Source organism: Streptomyces sp. NPDC012510, from assembly GCF_042955065.1.
Classification (GTDB): Bacteria; Actinomycetota; Actinomycetes; order Streptomycetales; family Streptomycetaceae; genus Streptomyces.
The window spans coordinates 358970-374572 of the sequence record NZ_JBIBEN010000002.1 but is presented as its reverse complement, the minus strand read 5'-3'; the positions used below and the strand labels follow the sequence as shown (position 1 = coordinate 374572).

Genomic DNA, 15603 nt, shown 5'->3' with positions numbered 1-15603 from the left:
GCCACGCCCCGTCCTGGCGCCATGTCACCGGACAGGTGGCGTCGCCGCTCTTCTGGGGCCGCTCACCGATGCTGATGCCGCGCATGACGAAGGGCTGACCTGTTTTCACAGATCAGCCCTTGATCATTAAGGGTGAGTGACGGGACTCGAACCCGCGACATCCTGGACCACAACCAGGTGCTCTACCAGCTGAGCTACACCCACCACGACCGGCGGTTCATCCGAAGGTTCACCGACCGGCCGAGAAAAAGTGTACAGGGTCTGCAGGGGTGCTCGCGCACGCCTTTGCGGGCGGGCTACCGCGCAGGCAGGACGTGCTTCGCGGCGATCGTGCGGGCCGTGTCCGAGTCGGGGCCGGGGTGCGGGACGAAGATCGCCTCGCGGTAGTAGCGGAGTTCGGCGATGGATTCGCGGATGTCCGCCAGGGCCCGGTGGTTGCCGTTCTTCTCGGGGCTGTTGAAGTACGCCCTCGGGTACCAGCGGCGGGCCAGCTCCTTGATGGAGGAGACGTCCACGATGCGGTAGTGGAGGTAGTCCTCCAGCGTCGGCATGTCACGGAGGAGGAAGCCCCGGTCCGTGCCCACCGAGTTTCCGCACAGGGGGGCCTTGCCCGGTTCCTTCACGTGCTCCCGGACGTACGCCATGACCTGCTCCTCGGCGTCGGCGAGGGTCGTGCCGCCGGGGAGCGCGTCCAGCAGGCCGGACGCGGTGTGCATCTGGCGCACCACCTCCGGCATGGTCTCCAGCGCCGAGTCCGGCGGGCGGATGACGATGTCGACACCTTCGCCGAGCACGTTCAGCTCGGAGTCGGTGACGAGGGCGGCCACCTCGATGAGCGCGTCGTCGGACAGCGAGAGGCCGGTCATCTCGCAGTCGATCCACACCATGCGATCGTTCATGTGTCTCACCTTACGGCCCGTGACGACCGTACGGCCCGGTCCTGCACCAGGGTGATCAGGTGCGGGACCGGGCCGTACGGTCGTCAGTAGCCGGTGCGTGCGTGCCGGACGGCTAGGGCGCGCTGCGCTGGCCCGGCAGCCGTCCCGTCGCGTACAGCTCCGGCTTGGCCCCCTCCGTGGACATGGACGCGGGAGCCAGGGCGCTCGCCGCAGCCGTACGCCGGGCCTGGAGCGGCACCGGGGCGTGCTCCGGCGACATCGGGGAGGGCCCCGGGACGCCGTGCGGGCCGTCGTGGTGGTCGACGGGCTTGTCGCCCTGCGGTCGCCGGGCCCGGTAGGCCGCCCGGTACGCCGCCGGGGACGAGCCCAACTGCCGGCGGAAGTGCCCGCGCAGCGCCACCGGCGAACGGAAGCCGCAGCGCCCCGCGACCTCGTCCACCGAGTAGTCCGATGTCTCCAGCAGCCGCTGTGCCTGCAGCACCCGCTGGGTGATCAGCCACTGCAGGGGAGCGCTCCCGGTGAGCGAGCGGAACCGGCGGTCGAACGTGCGGCGGCTCATGTACGCGCGCGCCGCGAGCGTCTCCACGTCGAACTGCTCGTGGAGGTGCTCCAGCGCCCAGGCGACGACCTCGGCGAGCGGGTCGGCGCCGATCTCCTCCGGTAAAGATCGATCGAGGTAGCGCTCCTGGCCGCCCGATCGACGGGGTGGCACGACGAGCCGCCGGGCCAGGGCCCCTGCCGCCTCGTTGCCGTGGTCGGTCCGCACTATGTGCAGACAGAGATCGATTCCGGCCGCGGTGCCGGCCGAGGTGAGTACGTCCCCGTCGTCCACGAAGAGTTCCCGTGGGTCGACGTGGACGGACGGATAGCGCTTGGCCAGCGTCGGCGCGTACATCCAGTGTGTCGTCGCGGGCCTGCCGTCCAGCAGGCCGGCGGCGGCCAGCACGAAGGCGCCGGTGCACAGCCCGACGATGCGGGCCCCCTCCTCGTGCGCTCGGCGCAGTGCGTCGAGCGCCTCCTCCGGCGGCGGTGAGGTGATCGAACGCCATGCGGGCACGACCACCGTGCCCGCCCGCGAGATCGCCTCAAGGCCGTTCGGTGCGGTGAGTTCCAGGCCCCCTGTGGTCCGCAGTGGGCCTTCCTCGCCCGCGCACACCAGTAGGCGGTAGCGCGGTACGCCGGCGTCCTGGCGGTCGATCCCGAACACCGACAGTGGTATGGAACTCTCGAAGATGGGACCGCCGCTGAACAGCAGCACCGCGACGATCTCCTTGCGGCGTCGCCCGGACAGCTTCCGGGCCGCTGCTTCCGGCGCGGCGGTGGAGTCGTGGCTCATACTGCTAAGCCCCCCTCGGTGGTCGCGGCTCCTCGGTTGTGTCGCTCCTGCACGTTTCCCCTTGGTCCTGCACGAGTCCCCCGCCGTAAGACAGTCATGATCGAATCTACTGTGTCCCGTGGTGCCGGCGTGACCAGATCGCCAACCGGCACATTGTCGACATGGCAACTTGGCGTGAAGCATTCGATCACGAAGCGTTGCACTCGTGGGCCGTGCAGGGAAGTGCGCCTCGCCCCCGTGGCCGGTCCACGTAGGGTGCGCGCGGCCCCTGGACCTCTTTCAGCGCAGGTCGAACGGGGGGTGGAGGGGTGTTCGACCAAGGGACGTGCAGGTGGCCGAAGTTGGCTGAAAAGATACGGTGGTGTGCGCGGAAACCGGTCAGTCGACCGGCGCACTCGGGCCTGAGTTCCGTCCGCCCCTGCGCGCCCCGGAAGCGGAACGTCCGCGTCGGCCGTTCCGGAGGGTGTGATCTTCGGCCATCGAACGGCCGGCCGTCGTCGGGGCCGCCGTCGTCGCAGCGGCCGTCGTCCGGGCGGCGCGGGCCGCGCGGGCCGCGCCGCGTTCGGACTGGCGCAGCAGGACGCGGCAGACGCCGGTGACCGCGGCGAGACCGAGGGCGGCACCCGTCGCGCCGGCGAACGAGGTGCCGTACCAGACGAGGACGACGGGAACGAGAACGCAGCTGAACGCCGCCCAGCGAACCACGTCCGTGGCGGTGTCGGTCGGGTGGGGCGCGGGTGACGGGGTGCTTCGCGGGGTGCTTCGCGGGGTGCTGCGCGGTGCGCTTCGCGGGGTCCTTCGCGCGAACGGGGGGAATTCGTCGGCTTCCGGGGCGTACTGGGGGGCGGGGCGGCGTGCGGACACTGCGGGCTCCCTCCTGGCTCCCTCGGGGGCGGCTTACCGGGGTTCAACGCGTGTTCGAGCCGTCGGTCACTGGTGCTGCACGATCTGGTGCTGCTCGATCGGTTGGCCGTCCGGGCCGTCCGGGCCGTCCGGGCCGTCCGGGGCGTTCGCGCTCGCCGCGCTCGGGGGGCGGTTCCGCCGCGTCCACCCGACCCGCCCGACCACCCGACCCCACCCTCGGCTTCGCTCCGGCGGGGATGCCTCCCGACCCGGCGGCACGACTTGCCGCTTACGGCCGCGGCGTACGGCCCGCGTACGGCCCGCGGCGAGCCGGATCGGCCGCACCCGAGCCGTCGGGCTCACGGATCCCGGAGAAACCGGCTGTACGTGGCAGCAACCATTGCGTTACGGGCCGGGGGTCGTGCATGCTCCCTGGAACCCCGCGCAGCCGGTGCGGGATCTGGGCGGAGGAGGCGTGCGGTCGTACCCTTGGGGGTATGGGGTCGGGAAGCACTCCCGGACACGGCTCCGCCGCACACTGACGTCCCCTACACGTCGTCCCATCACGAGGATCCGAACGCCGAGACACCCATGGCCGGTCACGAATTCTTCGACTCCGCGGACCGCAAGCGGCGGCCCGTCGCCGATCCCACGGCGGCCGACCCCCTGGCGGCGGAAGACGCCCGCTCCTCCTGCGATCCCGCCTTCAAGCACGGCGTCGTCGTCGGCTTCGACGGTTCGACGTCCAGTGAACGAGCCCTCGCGTACGCCATCGGCATGGCTTGTCGTTCCGGCTCGGGCCTGATCATCGTGCATGTCGCCAACCGGCTGCCCACGACCGTGTGGGCGGGCTGCGAGCCGCCGGTCTTCGTCGACGTCCCGGACCACCGGACCGAGGTCCTCGGCCTGGAACTCGCCTGCGCCGACTATCTCGCCGAGGTGCCGTGGATCCTCGTCGAGCGCGGCGGCGACATCTGCCACGAGCTCGAAGAGGTCGGCCGGGAGTACGAGGCCGACGCGATCGTGGTCGGGTCAACCCACGGCCTCGTCGGGCGGCTCTTCGGCTCGGTCGCCGGGCGCCTCGCCAAGCGGGCGCGGCGGCCCGTGATCGTCATTCCCTGAACTCCCGGCATCTCGCTTCGCTCCTGTAACTCCCTTACCAGCAGGTGAGACAGGTCCTCGGGTGTGCTGCGCCGTTTTCCGCGAACACGTGAACCTACTGGCGCGTAGAGGTGTTTGTGCCTTTGTGAAGGGCATAACCGGTTCGCCGTACAACTGCACACGCACGAAGGGAGCCCCGCCGTGGACAATGGCGTCTCTGCGGGCAGCAACACCTCCACTCTCGGCCAACTCGCGCTCGGCCTCACCCTGTTGGCGTTCGGTCTCGGTCACACCCGGGTGATCGACGGTCTGACGGAAGCCGACGCGGTCTCTCTCGCCACGTACGTCGGTGGCCTGGCGCTCTTCGTCGCGGGGCTCCTCGCCCTGCGCGACCGGGACACCCTCACGGGGACGGCGTACGCCGGACTCGGTGCCCTCTGGTTCACCTGGGGCTGGACGGCTGGACACCCGACGGGCGACCCGGCCTCCGCCAACGCGTCCGGGCTGTTCACGCTGTTGTTCGCGCTCGTGGCGCTCAGTCTCGCGCTGGGAACGTCCCAGACGCTCGCGAGGGTGACGTACGGGCTGCTGTCGGCGGCCATGCTGCTGCTCGCCGTCGCCTCGTTCGGCGACAGCTCCGCGCTCGCGAAGGTGGCCGGGTGGTTCGCGGCCGTGGGCGGGCTTGTGGCGTGGTACGCGGCGACTGCGGCGCTCGCGCACTGGCCCACGGCTGTGCCGAGGCGTGCGCGTGCTGCCGACCAGGGTGGTGTGACGGCCACGGGCTGATCGGCAGCGGTCGGGGTGTTGGGCGGCCCCGGCGTTGTGGACGGACCCCCCGTGAATGTGGCTTCACGCGGGGGTCCGTTCGGTTGTTCGGCCGTTGCGGGTTCGGTGGGGGCTGGTCGCGCGGTTCCCCGCGCCCCTGGAAAGCCCCCACCCCCTCATCGGGACAGGTGCCCTACTCCACCGTCACCGACTTCGCCAGGTTGCGCGGCTTGTCGATGTCGCGGCCCAGGGCCAGGGCCGTGTGGTAGGCGAGGAGTTGGAGGGGGATGCCCATGAGGATCGGGTCCAGCTCGTCCTCGTTCTTCGGGACGACGATCGTCTGGTCGGCCTTCTCCTGGTCACGGTGGGCCACGGCGAGGATCTTGCCGCTGCGGGCCTTGATCTCCTCCAGGGCGGCGCGGTTCTTCTCCAGGAGGTCGTCGTCGGGGACGATGGCGACCGTGGGGAGGGCCGGCTCGATGAGGGCCAGGGGGCCGTGCTTGAGCTCGGAGGCGGGGTAGGCCTCGGCGTGGATGTAGGAGACCTCCTTGAGCTTGAGGGAGGCCTCACGGGCGACCGGGTAGCCCCGGACGCGGCCGATGAAGAGCATCGAGCGGGCCTCGGCGTACTCCTGGGCCAGCTTCTTGATCTCGTCCTCCTGCTCCAGCATCTCGGCGATCTGGGCGGGGAGCTTGCGCAGGCCCTCGATGATCCGCTTGCCGTCGCGGACGGAGAGGTCGCGGGTGCGGCCGAGGTGCAACGCCAACAGGGCGAAGGCAACGGTGGTGTTGGTGAAGCACTTGGTCGAGACGACACAGACCTCGGGGCCCGCGTGGACGTAGATGCCGCCGTCCGCCTCGCGGGCGATCGCCGAACCGACCACGTTCACCACGCCGAGGACGCGGGCGCCCTTGCGCTTCAGTTCCTGCACGGCCGCCAGGACGTCGTAGGTCTCGCCGGACTGCGAGACGGCGACGTAGAGGGTGTCGGGGTCGACGACGGCGTTGCGGTAGCGGAACTCCGAGGCAGGCTCGGCGTCGGCGGGGATGCGGGCCAGCTCCTCGATCATCTGGGCGCCGATCATGCCCGCGTGGTACGAGGTGCCGCAGCCGAGGATCTTCACGCGGCGGATCTGCCGCGCCTCGCGGGCGTCCAGGTTGAGGCCGCCGAGGTGCACTGTGGAGAACCGGTCGTCGATGCGGCCGCGCAGCACACGGTCCACGGCGTCGGCCTGCTCGTGGATCTCCTTGTGCATGTAGGTGTCGTGGCCGCCCATGTCGTACGAGGCCGCCTCCCACTCCACGGTGGTGGGCTCCGCCGTGGTGCGGGTGCCCTCCGTGGTGTAGGTGCGGAAGTCGTCGGCCTTGAGGGTGGCCATCTCGCCGTCGTCGAGGGTGACGATCTGGCGGGTGTGGGCGACCAGGGCGGCTATGTCCGAGGCGACGAACATCTCCTTCTCGCCGATGCCGAGGACGACGGGGGAGCCGTTGCGGGCGACGACGATCCGGTCGTTGAAGTCGGCGTGCATGACGGCGATGCCGTAGGTGCCCTCGACGATGCGCAACGCCTGGCGGACCTTCTCCTCCAGGGTCTCCGCCTGGGAGCGGGCGATGAGGTGGGTCAGGACCTCGGTGTCCGTCTCGGAGAGGAACTCGACGCCGTCCGCCTCGAGCTTCTTCCGCAGGTCGGAGGCGTTGTCGACGATGCCGTTGTGGACGACGGCGACCTTGTTGTCGGCCGACATGTGCGGGTGGGCGTTGACGTCGGAGGGGGCGCCGTGGGTGGCCCAGCGGGTGTGGGCGATGCCGGTGGTGCCCTTGAAGCGCGCCGGGACCTTGGCCTCCAGGTCACGGACCCGGCCCTTGGCCTTGACCATCTTCAGTCCGGCCGTCTTGGGCGAGGTGACGACTATGCCCGCCGAGTCGTAGCCCCGGTACTCCAGCCGCTGCAGGCCCTCCAGGAGCAGCGGCGCCACGTCGCGTTTGCCGATGTAGCCGACAATCCCGCACATATATAGGTATCCCGTTTCTTGGTCGGTTCAGCCGTAGACGATGCGGCGCAGCTGCCGGAGCGTGAGCTCCGGCGGTGCGACCGCCCGGTACTTCAGGTCCGCCTCGATCCGTTCGAAGATCGTCGCGTTCACCAGGCCCTGGGCCTGGAGCTCGCGGTGGCGGCGACGGACGTAGTCCTCCGTCGTCTCGTCGAAGAAGGCGAGCACGTCCTGGATCACACGCAGCGCCTCGCCCCGGTTGAGGGGTGAGGAGCGGGTCAGATGATCGACAAGTTCGTCGTGCACTCGGTAGATCCTGGGGGACCGGCGTCGGTTTCGCAAGAATTCTGCCCGATATCGGGCAGCTCCCTGTTGCTGGCCCTTGGGTGAACGTTGAATGTGTGACGAGCGCCTGCTCGCGCGCTGTCCATCCGGTGGCCCGGATCCCGTCGCCTGAGGCGACGACTTTCCTGCGCGTGGACGTGAAGCCGGCACCGAAAGGGCACCACGCCACCCTGGCCGTGCGGGGCATCGCCGAGACGGTGGAGCGGGTCGACCACTTCACGGTGGCGCGCAGGGCGAAGCAGGCCTCCGTCCGTGGCTCAGGGACGTCACATCCGTTTGAGGACCGCCTGTTTGGCCAGGGTGAACTCCTCGTCCGTGAGGACGCCCGACTTGTGGAGTTCCCCCAGTTCGCGCAGCCGTCGCAGCAGGGCGTCGTGATCGTCCTCGCCGGGGGCGGGCGCGAGCTGGGGGACGGGCTCGGCCGGTGCGGGCCGTATCTCCGTCACGGCCGCCGCCGGATGCGGGAGGCGGGCCTGCACGGCTGCCGCGACCAGGGCCATCAGCGGGTCCTTCTTGAAACCCCACAGCTCCACGGAGTTGGGGTCGTACTTGGGCGGCGCCTTGGTCGGCGCGTTGCGCACGGTGAAGCGGAGGGAGCCGTTCTCCAGGCCGACCGACGGCAGCCACTCCACGGCCGCGATGTCCGCGAGCGCCAACTGCCGTGTCCCGGCGGCCACCTTCGACTCCTCCGTCTTCCAGTTCCACTCCAGGCGTACGTGCTCGCCGTCGAAGCTCGCGGTGCCGTCCCCGGCGGAGACGGAGAGCGGAACGGCGGGGCCGGGCAGCAGATAGCTGTCCACCGCGTCGGTCGGCACCTGGTCCAGCAGCAGCGCGTTGCGGATCTCGTCCACGAAGTACTCGGCGACGCCGTACCGGTCCGAGTCCACGCTCAGCTGGTACGGGTCGTTGGAGTCGGTGAGCCGGCCCCCGGTCGTCTGGAGCAGCGGGTCGGAGCCGTCGCGCAGCCTGAGGCGCAGCCGCCCCGACTTCTTGCCCTGCTCGAAGGAGATCCCCGCCAACGCGCCCAGCGGGATTGAGAGTTCACCCAGGGTCTTGCGGAGCAGGCTCACGCTCTTGTCGCGGCCGGGGGTCAGCCGCAGGGTGTCGCCGTCGAAGGTCCACGTGCCGTCCCGCTGGAGGATTTCCGCCATGGGAAGGATTGTTCCATCGGCCGGGGAATGAGATGGTCTAGACCTGCACGTGTGGTCGGGGGATGGTGGTGGGGTCCGTTCGGCCGGTGGAAGGGAGCACTCGGTGGGACCGCGCCACAGATCGACTCGTCTGCTCGGTTCGCTGCTGCTCGTGGCGACCGGGATCCTCGCCGTGGGAGCCGCACCCTTGTCCGAGAACACCGACACCGCCACCGTCCCGCTCGGCCGGGTGATCCCGGCCCCCGCCTCGGTCGACGCGGGCGGATCGCCGTACCGGATGACGAGTGGGGCGCACATCGTCGTGGACGGTGGTCCCGCGGCCCGCCGGGTGGGGGAGTACCTGGCGGGGATCCTGCGGCCGTCCACCGGCTTCCGGCTGCCCGTGGCCGAACGTCGGGCCGCGCCCCGTGCCGAGGGCCGGGCCGAGCCGCGGGACGAGTCCCAGACGGCTGGAATCAGCCTGCGGCTCGCCCCACGGGAGGCGGCTCTCGGCCAGGAGGGGTACCGGCTGCGGAGCGGCCGTTCCGGCGTCGTCCTCACCGCCCGCGCGCCCGCCGGGCTCTTCCACGGCGTCCAGACCCTGCGCCAACTGCTGCCCGCCGCCGTCGAGAAGGACTCGGTGCAGCCCGGACCGTGGCTGGTCGCGGGCGGCACCGTCGAGGACGTCCCGCGCTACGGCTGGCGCGGCGCGATGCTCGACGTCTCCCGGCACTTCTTCACCGTGGACCAGGTCAAGCGGTACGTCGACCAGCTCGCCCTCTACAAGTTCAACAAGCTGCACCTGCACCTCTCCGACGACCAGGGCTGGCGCATCGCCATCGGCTCCTGGCCGCGCCTCGCCACGTACGGCGGCTCCACCCAGGTCGGCGGCGGCCCCGGCGGGTACTACACGAAGGCCGACTACCAGGAGATCGTCCGGTACGCCGCCTCCCGCCATCTGGAGGTCGTCCCCGAGATCGACCTGCCCGGCCACACCAACGCGGCGCTCGCCTCCTACGCCGAGCTGAACTGCGACGGGGCCGCGCCCCCGCTCTACACCGGCACCGAGGTCGGCTTCAGCTCGCTCTGCGTCGACAAGGAGAAGACGTACGACTTCGTGGACGACGTCGTACGGGAGTTGGCCGCGCTCACTCCCGGCCGCTACCTCCACATCGGCGGGGACGAGGCGCACTCCACCGGTCACGAGGACTACGTCACGTTCATGGACCGGGTGCAGCCGGTCGTCGAGCGGTACGGGAAGACCGTGATCGGCTGGCACCAGCTGACCGGGGCCACCCCGGCGCGGGGCGCTCTCGCGCAGTACTGGGGGCTGGACAGCACGGGTGCGGAGGAGAGGGAGCGGGTTGTCGCGGCGGCGCGGAACGGGACGGGGGTCGTCCTCTCGCCCGCCGACCGGATCTACCTCGACATGAAGTACGACAAGGACACACCGCTGGGGCTGGACTGGGCCGGGTACGTGGATGTGCGGCGGTCGTACGAGTGGGACCCGGGCGACTATCTGGAAGGGGTCCCGGCGGCGGCGGTGAGGGGCGTCGAGGCGCCGTTGTGGACGGAGACGATCGCGACGTCGGCGGATGTTGAGTACATGGCGTTTCCCAGGCTGCCGGGGGTGGCGGAGCTGGGGTGGTCGCCGGCGGGCGCGCTCGGCTGGGAGGAGTACCGGGTGCGGCTCGCCGCGCAGGCGGACAGGTGGGAGGCGCTCGGGGTGGGGTACTTCCGGGCGTCTGAGGTGCCCTGGCCCACGCGGTAGCGGGTGGGGGGCGGCTGGTTGGCGGGTGCGGGTCCGGTGGGGCTTCTCGCGCAGTTCCCCGCGCCCCTTGACGGCATGGGGCGCGCGGGGCTGGCAGGGGCGTGGGGACTGCGCGACCAGCCCCCACTCGCCGGCAGTCGAACGCCGACCGGCACCATGCGACGGGCACCTCGGAGGACCGTACTCCGAGGTGCCCGTCAGTCCGTGGGGTCCGTCAGTCCGTCGGGTCCGTCAGTCCGTGGGGTCCGGTGCCTACAGGCCGGCGATGGGGTTCCGCAGGTTGCCGACGAGCTGGAGCGCGCCCGCGGGGTCCGTCAGATCCACCATCTGCTTGTTGTCGCGGAGCTGGAGGCGGTTGAGGCAGGAGAGGGCGAACTCGGGGGCGAACATGTCGTACCGGGCGAACTTGTCGGCGAGTTCGGGCATCCCGTCCTGGTAGTCGCGGACGGTCTCGGCGACCGCGCGCCAGAACCCCTCCTCGTCCAGGACGCCCTCCTCGGCGAGGTTCGCGGCGAGGAAGCGGAAGAAGCAGTCGAAGACGTCCGTGAAGAGGGACAGGAGTTTCTTGTCCTCGGGGACGTCGACGCGGAGGCGTTCGACCGCCGGCGGGAGGACCGCGTCGGGATCCATGACCGCGATCTCCTCGGCGATGTCCTTGTAGATGGCCCGCTCGACGACGCCGTCCTTCAGGACGAGGATGACGTTCTCGCCGTGCGGCATGAAGACGAGGTCGTAGGCGTAGAAGCTGTGGAGGAGGGGAGTGAGGTACGCCCGCAGATAGCGGCGCAGCCACTCCTTCGGGGTCATCCCCGAGCGTGTGATCAGGGCCGCCGCGAAGCCGTGGCCCTCGTGGTCGACGTGGACCAGGGAGGCCATGGTCGCCAGGGACTCGCCCTCCCGGAGGGACGGCACCGGGCTCTCGCGCCACAGCGCCGCCAGCATCTTGCGGTACGGGGAGTACTTGTCGGTGGCGGCCTCGTACTCCAGGTGGCGATAGCCGACGGCGGCGCGCTCGCGGATGATCGACAGGCCCGTCGACTTCAGGACCGGGTCGTTCTCGATGAGCCCGGCCAGCCAGTCGTTGATCGCCGGGGTCGCCTCCATGTACGCCGCCGAGAGGCCGCGCATGAAGCCCATGTTGAGGACGGAGAGCGCCGTCTTGACGTAGTGCTTCTCGGGGGCGGAGCTGTTGAAGAACGTCCGGATCGACTGCTGGGCCAGGTACTCGTCGTGGCCCTCGCCGAGCAGCACCAGGTTCCGCTGGGCGACCTCGGCGGCGAAGGTGACGCTGAGCTTGTTCCACCACTGCCAGGGGTGGACCGGGATGAAGAGGTAGTCGGCGGGGTCCAGCTCCAGGTCGGTGAGGACGGAGTGGAAGCGGGCGACCGTCTCCGCGCCCAGTTCGTCCCGCAGGAAGGCCTCGTACTCGATACCCGCACCCGCCGTGAACGCCGCCCGTGAGCGGTGCGCGGCCAGCCAGAGCAGGTGGACGGGGCTCGCCGTCTCGGGCGCGTACGACAGGTACTCGTGGACGCCGAAGCCGAGGCGGCCGTTGTTGGCGACGAAGCAGGGGTGGCCCTCGGTCATCCCGGTCTCGATGGCTTGGAAACCGGCGTCCACCAGCTCGGCGACCGGCGTCTGCGGCTTGGTGAGCTTGTAGCAGGTGCCGGCCAGGGTGGAGGAGATCTCCTCCAGGTAGACCGGCAGGATCTCGTCGCTCAGGCCCAGGGACCGCTTCAGCTCGACGAAGAAGTCCAGGGCGGCCAGAGGGAGGTCGACGCCGTCCCGTTGGCGGGTGATCGAGTCGGCGTCGACCTGCCAGTGGTCGAGGGCGCGCCGGACGGCGGTGAACCCGTAGCGGGTCGCACCGTCGTCGCCGCGGACCTCGAAGCGGCCGTCGGCGGTGGCCTCCGGCGTGATGAGCCGCTCGTGGGCGAACTCGGCGAGGGCCTTGCGGATGAGCAGGCGGTTGGCCCGTGCCCAGCGGTGGGGGGACAGATGTGCCACGGCATCGGACAGGGTCATACGGTTACTCCTCGGGCAGCCGGGCTCCGGCTGCTCTGGCTCGTGAAGAACTGCTCTCGTGTGCAGAAGCTCAGCAGCGCGCGCTTCTCCGGCTTGTCGATCTCGCGGTCGGGGACGAAACCGACGACTTCGTTGAGGGCGTGGACGGCCTTGTTGGACACGTCCGGCTCGACGACGACCCGGTGGGTGGCCGGGTCCTCGAAGAGGTGCCCCATCACGGCGGTGATCACGGCCCTGGTGAAGCCGTGCACGGGTGTGTCGGTCGGCGGCACCAGGAAGTGCATGCCGACGTCCCCGGGCTCGGGGTCGTACAGGCCGACGAGCTCACGGTGGGCGGGGTCGTACTTCTCCATGAGGAAGGCGGGTTCGCCGTCGCGCAGGCCCAGCAGGGCGTGGTGGTGCGGGTCGGCCGCGATCTCCATGTACGCGCGCTCGACCTCCTCCAGCCTGGCGCCCTGCATCATCCAGTACGCCGCCTTGGGGTGGGTGACCCAGCCGTGGAGCAGCTCGGCGTCCGAGAGCGGATCGAGGGGCCGGATCGTGAAAGTGCCGGCTCGAAGGGCGGCGCTCATCGGGAACTCCTTGTACGGGTGTCAAACGGTCATGATGTCGGTCAGACCGCGAACTCCTGGAAGGCGATCGTCTTCTCCACCGGGTAGTACTCCGTGCCGAGCAGCTCGCGGATGATGTACGAGTTCCGGTAGGCGCCCATGCCCAGGTCGGGTGAGGTGATGCTGTGGGTGTGGGCCCCCGCGTTCTGGAGGAAGACGCCCCGGCCGGTGGTGTCGATGGCGTAGTTGCGGGCCACGTCGAAGCGGCCGTGGCCGTCGAAGACGAGCCGGTCGTTGATCGAGGAGAGGAAGGCCGGTGGCCGGTAGTGGTAGCCGGTGGCCAGGATCAGGCCCTCGGTCTCGATCTCGTAGTCCTTGCCCTGCTCGTCCTGGCGGAGCCCGAGGGTGTACCGGCCGTCCTCGTAACTCGCGGCGTTGAGTGTGGAGTTGGTGCGCAGCCGGGTCGGGACCGGGCGGCCGCCGGCGGTGACGTTCTTCTGGTAGAGCAGGTCGAAGATCGAGTCGATCAGATCCCCGTTGATGCCCTTGAACAGGCCCTTCTGCTGCTTCTCCAGCCGGTAGCGGGTCTCCTCGGGGAGCGCGCGGAAGTAGTCGATGTAGTCCGGGGACGTCATCTCCAGCGTCAGCTTGGTGTATTCGAGGGGGAAGAAGCGCGGGGAGCGCGTGACCCAGTTGAGCTGGTAGCCGTGGACGTCGATCTCGGAGAGGAGTTCGTAGTAGATCTCGGCGGCGCTCTGGCCGCTGCCGACGATCGTGATCGATTTCTTCGACCGCAGCTCCGCCTTGCGGTGGACGTACTGCGCGTTGTGGAAGAAGTCGCCGCCCAGGTCCTGGCAGGCCTCGGGGATGTACGGGACGGTGCCGGTGCCGAGGACGAGGCGACGGGCGCGCAGGACATCGCCGCCGGTCGTCCTCACGACGTACAGGTCGTCCTCGTACGTCACCTCCGCCACCGTCGTGTTGAAGCGGACGTTGCTCAGCCGGTTCGCGGCCCAGCGGCAGTAGTCGTCGTACTCGACCCGCAGGGGATAGAAGTTCTCGCGGATGTAGAACGAGTACAGACGGCCGGAGTCCTTCAGATAGTTGAGGAAGGAGTACGGCGAGGTCGGGTCGGCGAGGGTGACCAGATCCGACATGAAAGGGGTCTGGAGGTGGGCGCCGTCGAGGAACATCCCCGAGTGCCACTCGAAGTTCGGCTTCGAGTCCAGGAAGATCCCGTCGAGTTCGGTGATGGGCTCGGTGAGGCAGGCCAGGCCGAGGTTGAAGGGTCCCAGTCCGATGCCGATGAAGTCGTAGGCCTTCTCGGCGGGTTCAGGAAGCGACGCGGTCAAGGGATTCTCCCAGGTACTGCTCGGCATGGCCGGCGATCAGATCGAGCACGGCGGCGATGTCCTCGGCCGTGGTCTCGGGGTTGAGCAGGGTGAACTTCAGGTAGTGGCGACCGCCGACCTTGGTGCCCGCGACCACGGCGTCTCCGGAGGCGAACAGGGCCTTGCGGGCGTAGAGGTTGGCGCGGTCGATCTCGGCCGGGTCGGTGACGGCCTCGGGGATGTAGCGGTAGACCAGCGTGGAGAGCCGGGGCTCCACGACGACGTCGTAGCGCGGGTCGGCGGCGAGCAGCTTCCAGCCCTCCTCCGCGAGGTCGCAGACCTCGTCGAAGAGCTGGCCGATACCGTCGGCGCCCATCGTGCGCAGCGTCATCCACAGCTTGAGCGCATCGAAGCGGCGGGTGGTCTGCAGTGACTTGTCGACCTGGTTGGGGATGCGCTCGGTGACCATGCGGCGCGGGTTGAGGTACTCCGCGTGGTAGGTGGCGTGGCGCAGGGTGTGCCCGTCGCGGACCAGGACGGCGGACGAACTCACCGGCTGGAAGAATGACTTGTGATAGTCCACCGTGACGGAGTCGGCGCGCTCGATGCCGTTCAGCAGGTCGCGGCGCTTGTGGGAGACGAGCAGGCCGCAGCCGTAGGCGGCGTCGACGTGCATCCAGGTGTCGTACTGGGCGCACAGCTCGGCTGTCTCGGGCAGCGGGTCCATGGAACCGAAGTCGGTGGTGCCGGAGGTGGCGACGACTGCCATGGGGACGAGGCCGTCGTTCCTGCAGCGCTCCAGCTCACGGGCGAGCGCCATGGTCTGCATGCGCTTCTCGCCGTCCACCGGGATGGAGACGACCGAGTCCTGCTCCAGGCCCAGCAGTTTCGCCGACTTCTTCACGCTGAAGTGGCTGACCTCGGAGGCGAAGATCCGCAGTTTGGCGGTGCTGTCGGTCTTGGCCTCCTCACGGGCGAGGAGCAGGGCCTGGAGGTTGGACTGGGAGCCGCCGGAGGTGAAGACGCCGTCGGCGGAGGGACCGAACCCGATGCGCTCGTTGGTCCAGTCGATGAGCTTGCGCTCGATCAGGGTGCCGCCCGCGGACTGGTCCCAGGTGTCCAGGGAGGAGTTGACGGCGGAGAGGACGGCCTCACCGAGTACGGCCGGGATGACGACCGGGCAGTTGAGGTGGGCGAGGTAGCGCGGGTGGTGGAAGTAGATGGCGTCCCGGAGGTACACGTCCTCGAGTTCGTCGAGGACCGCGGCCGTGTCGTGCAGCGGCTCGTCGAGGTCGATCTGCTCGATGGTGGGAGAGAGGGCGTCGACGGTGACACCGGTGAACGGTCGGTCGGTGGTGGCGAGTTTGGCCGCCACGCGCTCCACGCCTTCGGTCACGGTGCGGCGGTACCGCTCCGCGGTCGTGTCATTGAGCAGGTGCGAGCGCATGGGGAGGTCCTCCGAGCGGGGCGGTCCGGGTGGGACGGAGAGGTGAGTGGGGGATGGGCATCACCTCAT

At 69.7% G+C, this 15603-nt stretch carries 13 protein-coding genes and 1 tRNA gene; 3 read left to right on the top strand and 11 right to left on the bottom strand.

Going from position 1 to position 15603, the window contains the following annotated elements:
• Positions 1-131: 131 nt before the first annotated feature.
• From ACFY9I_RS04475 to ACFY9I_RS04460, 4 genes are all read right to left on the bottom strand, one after another.
• A tRNA-His gene (locus ACFY9I_RS04475) sits at positions 132-204 on the bottom strand.
• A gap of 92 nt (positions 205-296) precedes the next feature.
• Positions 297-899 carry an oligoribonuclease gene (gene orn, locus ACFY9I_RS04470; RefSeq protein WP_390996528.1) on the bottom strand — a complete coding sequence of 201 codons (603 nt, stop codon included), beginning with the start codon at positions 897-899 and terminating at the stop codon, positions 297-299.
• 112 nt (positions 900-1011) lie between these two features.
• Positions 1012-2235, bottom strand: a complete 1224-nt coding sequence (locus tag ACFY9I_RS04465; RefSeq protein ID WP_390996525.1) for a helix-turn-helix domain-containing protein — start codon at positions 2233-2235, stop codon at positions 1012-1014.
• A gap of 378 nt (positions 2236-2613) precedes the next feature.
• Positions 2614-2940 carry a hypothetical protein gene (locus tag ACFY9I_RS04460; RefSeq protein WP_390996522.1) on the bottom strand — a complete coding sequence of 109 codons (327 nt, stop codon included), beginning with the start codon at positions 2938-2940 and terminating at the stop codon, positions 2614-2616.
• A 729-nt stretch (positions 2941-3669) separates the two neighbouring features.
• Here ACFY9I_RS04460 and ACFY9I_RS04455 point away from each other — a divergent pair.
• Both ACFY9I_RS04455 and ACFY9I_RS04450 read left to right on the top strand, forming a co-directional pair.
• Positions 3670-4200 (top strand): universal stress protein, encoded by a 531-nt coding sequence (locus ACFY9I_RS04455; RefSeq protein WP_390996520.1) that lies wholly within the window; start codon positions 3670-3672, stop codon positions 4198-4200.
• Between the two features lie 180 nt (positions 4201-4380).
• Complete coding sequence (locus ACFY9I_RS04450; RefSeq protein WP_390996517.1) at positions 4381-4965, top strand: GPR1/FUN34/YaaH family transporter; 585 nt, start codon at positions 4381-4383, stop codon at positions 4963-4965.
• 172 nt (positions 4966-5137) lie between these two features.
• Here ACFY9I_RS04450 and glmS read toward each other — a convergent pair whose 3' ends face one another.
• The 3 genes from glmS to ACFY9I_RS04435 form a co-directional block, all read right to left on the bottom strand.
• The gene (gene glmS / locus ACFY9I_RS04445; protein WP_390996514.1) at positions 5138-6955 is read right to left on the bottom strand and encodes a glutamine--fructose-6-phosphate transaminase (isomerizing); all 1818 of its coding nucleotides are present in this window, start codon (positions 6953-6955) and stop codon (positions 5138-5140) included.
• Between the two features lie 27 nt (positions 6956-6982).
• Positions 6983-7240 carry a hypothetical protein gene (locus ACFY9I_RS04440; RefSeq protein WP_390996511.1) on the bottom strand — a complete coding sequence of 86 codons (258 nt, stop codon included), beginning with the start codon at positions 7238-7240 and terminating at the stop codon, positions 6983-6985.
• A gap of 305 nt (positions 7241-7545) precedes the next feature.
• Positions 7546-8430: a DUF4429 domain-containing protein gene (locus ACFY9I_RS04435; protein ID WP_390996508.1), complete on the bottom strand. Its 885-nt coding sequence runs from the start codon at positions 8428-8430 to the stop codon at positions 7546-7548.
• A 103-nt stretch (positions 8431-8533) separates the two neighbouring features.
• Here ACFY9I_RS04435 and ACFY9I_RS04430 point away from each other — a divergent pair, with 103 nt between their 5' ends.
• On the top strand, positions 8534-10180 hold the full coding sequence (locus ACFY9I_RS04430; protein WP_390996505.1) for a family 20 glycosylhydrolase: 1647 nt from the start codon (positions 8534-8536) through the stop codon (positions 10178-10180).
• A 252-nt stretch (positions 10181-10432) separates the two neighbouring features.
• Here ACFY9I_RS04430 and ACFY9I_RS04425 read toward each other — a convergent pair whose 3' ends face one another.
• The 4 genes from ACFY9I_RS04425 to desA are packed head-to-tail and all read right to left on the bottom strand — an operon-like array spanning position 10433 to position 15534.
• On the bottom strand, positions 10433-12205 hold the full coding sequence (locus tag ACFY9I_RS04425; RefSeq protein ID WP_390996502.1) for an IucA/IucC family protein: 1773 nt from the start codon (positions 12203-12205) through the stop codon (positions 10433-10435).
• Positions 12202-12777 (bottom strand): GNAT family N-acetyltransferase, encoded by a 576-nt coding sequence (locus tag ACFY9I_RS04420; RefSeq protein ID WP_390996499.1) that lies wholly within the window; start codon positions 12775-12777, stop codon positions 12202-12204. The genes ACFY9I_RS04425 and ACFY9I_RS04420 overlap by 4 nt, the downstream gene beginning before the upstream one ends.
• A gap of 41 nt (positions 12778-12818) precedes the next feature.
• Positions 12819-14135 (bottom strand): SidA/IucD/PvdA family monooxygenase, encoded by a 1317-nt coding sequence (locus ACFY9I_RS04415; RefSeq protein WP_390996496.1) that lies wholly within the window; start codon positions 14133-14135, stop codon positions 12819-12821.
• The gene (gene desA / locus ACFY9I_RS04410; protein ID WP_390996493.1) at positions 14089-15534 is read right to left on the bottom strand and encodes a lysine decarboxylase DesA; all 1446 of its coding nucleotides are present in this window, start codon (positions 15532-15534) and stop codon (positions 14089-14091) included. Before desA ends, ACFY9I_RS04415 begins: the two co-directional genes overlap by 47 nt.
• Between the last annotated feature and the right edge of the window lie 69 nt (positions 15535-15603).

Coding starts and splice junctions, on each gene's coding strand:
- ACFY9I_RS04420 (WP_390996499.1), bottom strand. CDS start 12,777: ATGAGCGCCGCCCTTCGAGCCGGCACTTTCACGATCCGGCCCCTCGAT.
- ACFY9I_RS04425 (WP_390996502.1), bottom strand. CDS start 12,205: ATGACCCTGTCCGATGCCGTGGCACATCTGTCCCCCCACCGCTGGGCA.
- orn (WP_390996528.1), bottom strand. CDS start 899: ATGAACGATCGCATGGTGTGGATCGACTGCGAGATGACCGGCCTCTCG.
- ACFY9I_RS04435 (WP_390996508.1), bottom strand. CDS start 8,430: ATGGCGGAAATCCTCCAGCGGGACGGCACGTGGACCTTCGACGGCGAC.
- ACFY9I_RS04415 (WP_390996496.1), bottom strand. CDS start 14,135: ATGCCGAGCAGTACCTGGGAGAATCCCTTGACCGCGTCGCTTCCTGAA.
- desA (WP_390996493.1), bottom strand. CDS start 15,534: ATGCGCTCGCACCTGCTCAATGACACGACCGCGGAGCGGTACCGCCGC.
- ACFY9I_RS04465 (WP_390996525.1), bottom strand. CDS start 2,235: ATGAGCCACGACTCCACCGCCGCGCCGGAAGCAGCGGCCCGGAAGCTG.
- ACFY9I_RS04455 (WP_390996520.1), top strand. CDS start 3,670: ATGGCCGGTCACGAATTCTTCGACTCCGCGGACCGCAAGCGGCGGCCC.
- glmS (WP_390996514.1), bottom strand. CDS start 6,955: ATGTGCGGGATTGTCGGCTACATCGGCAAACGCGACGTGGCGCCGCTG.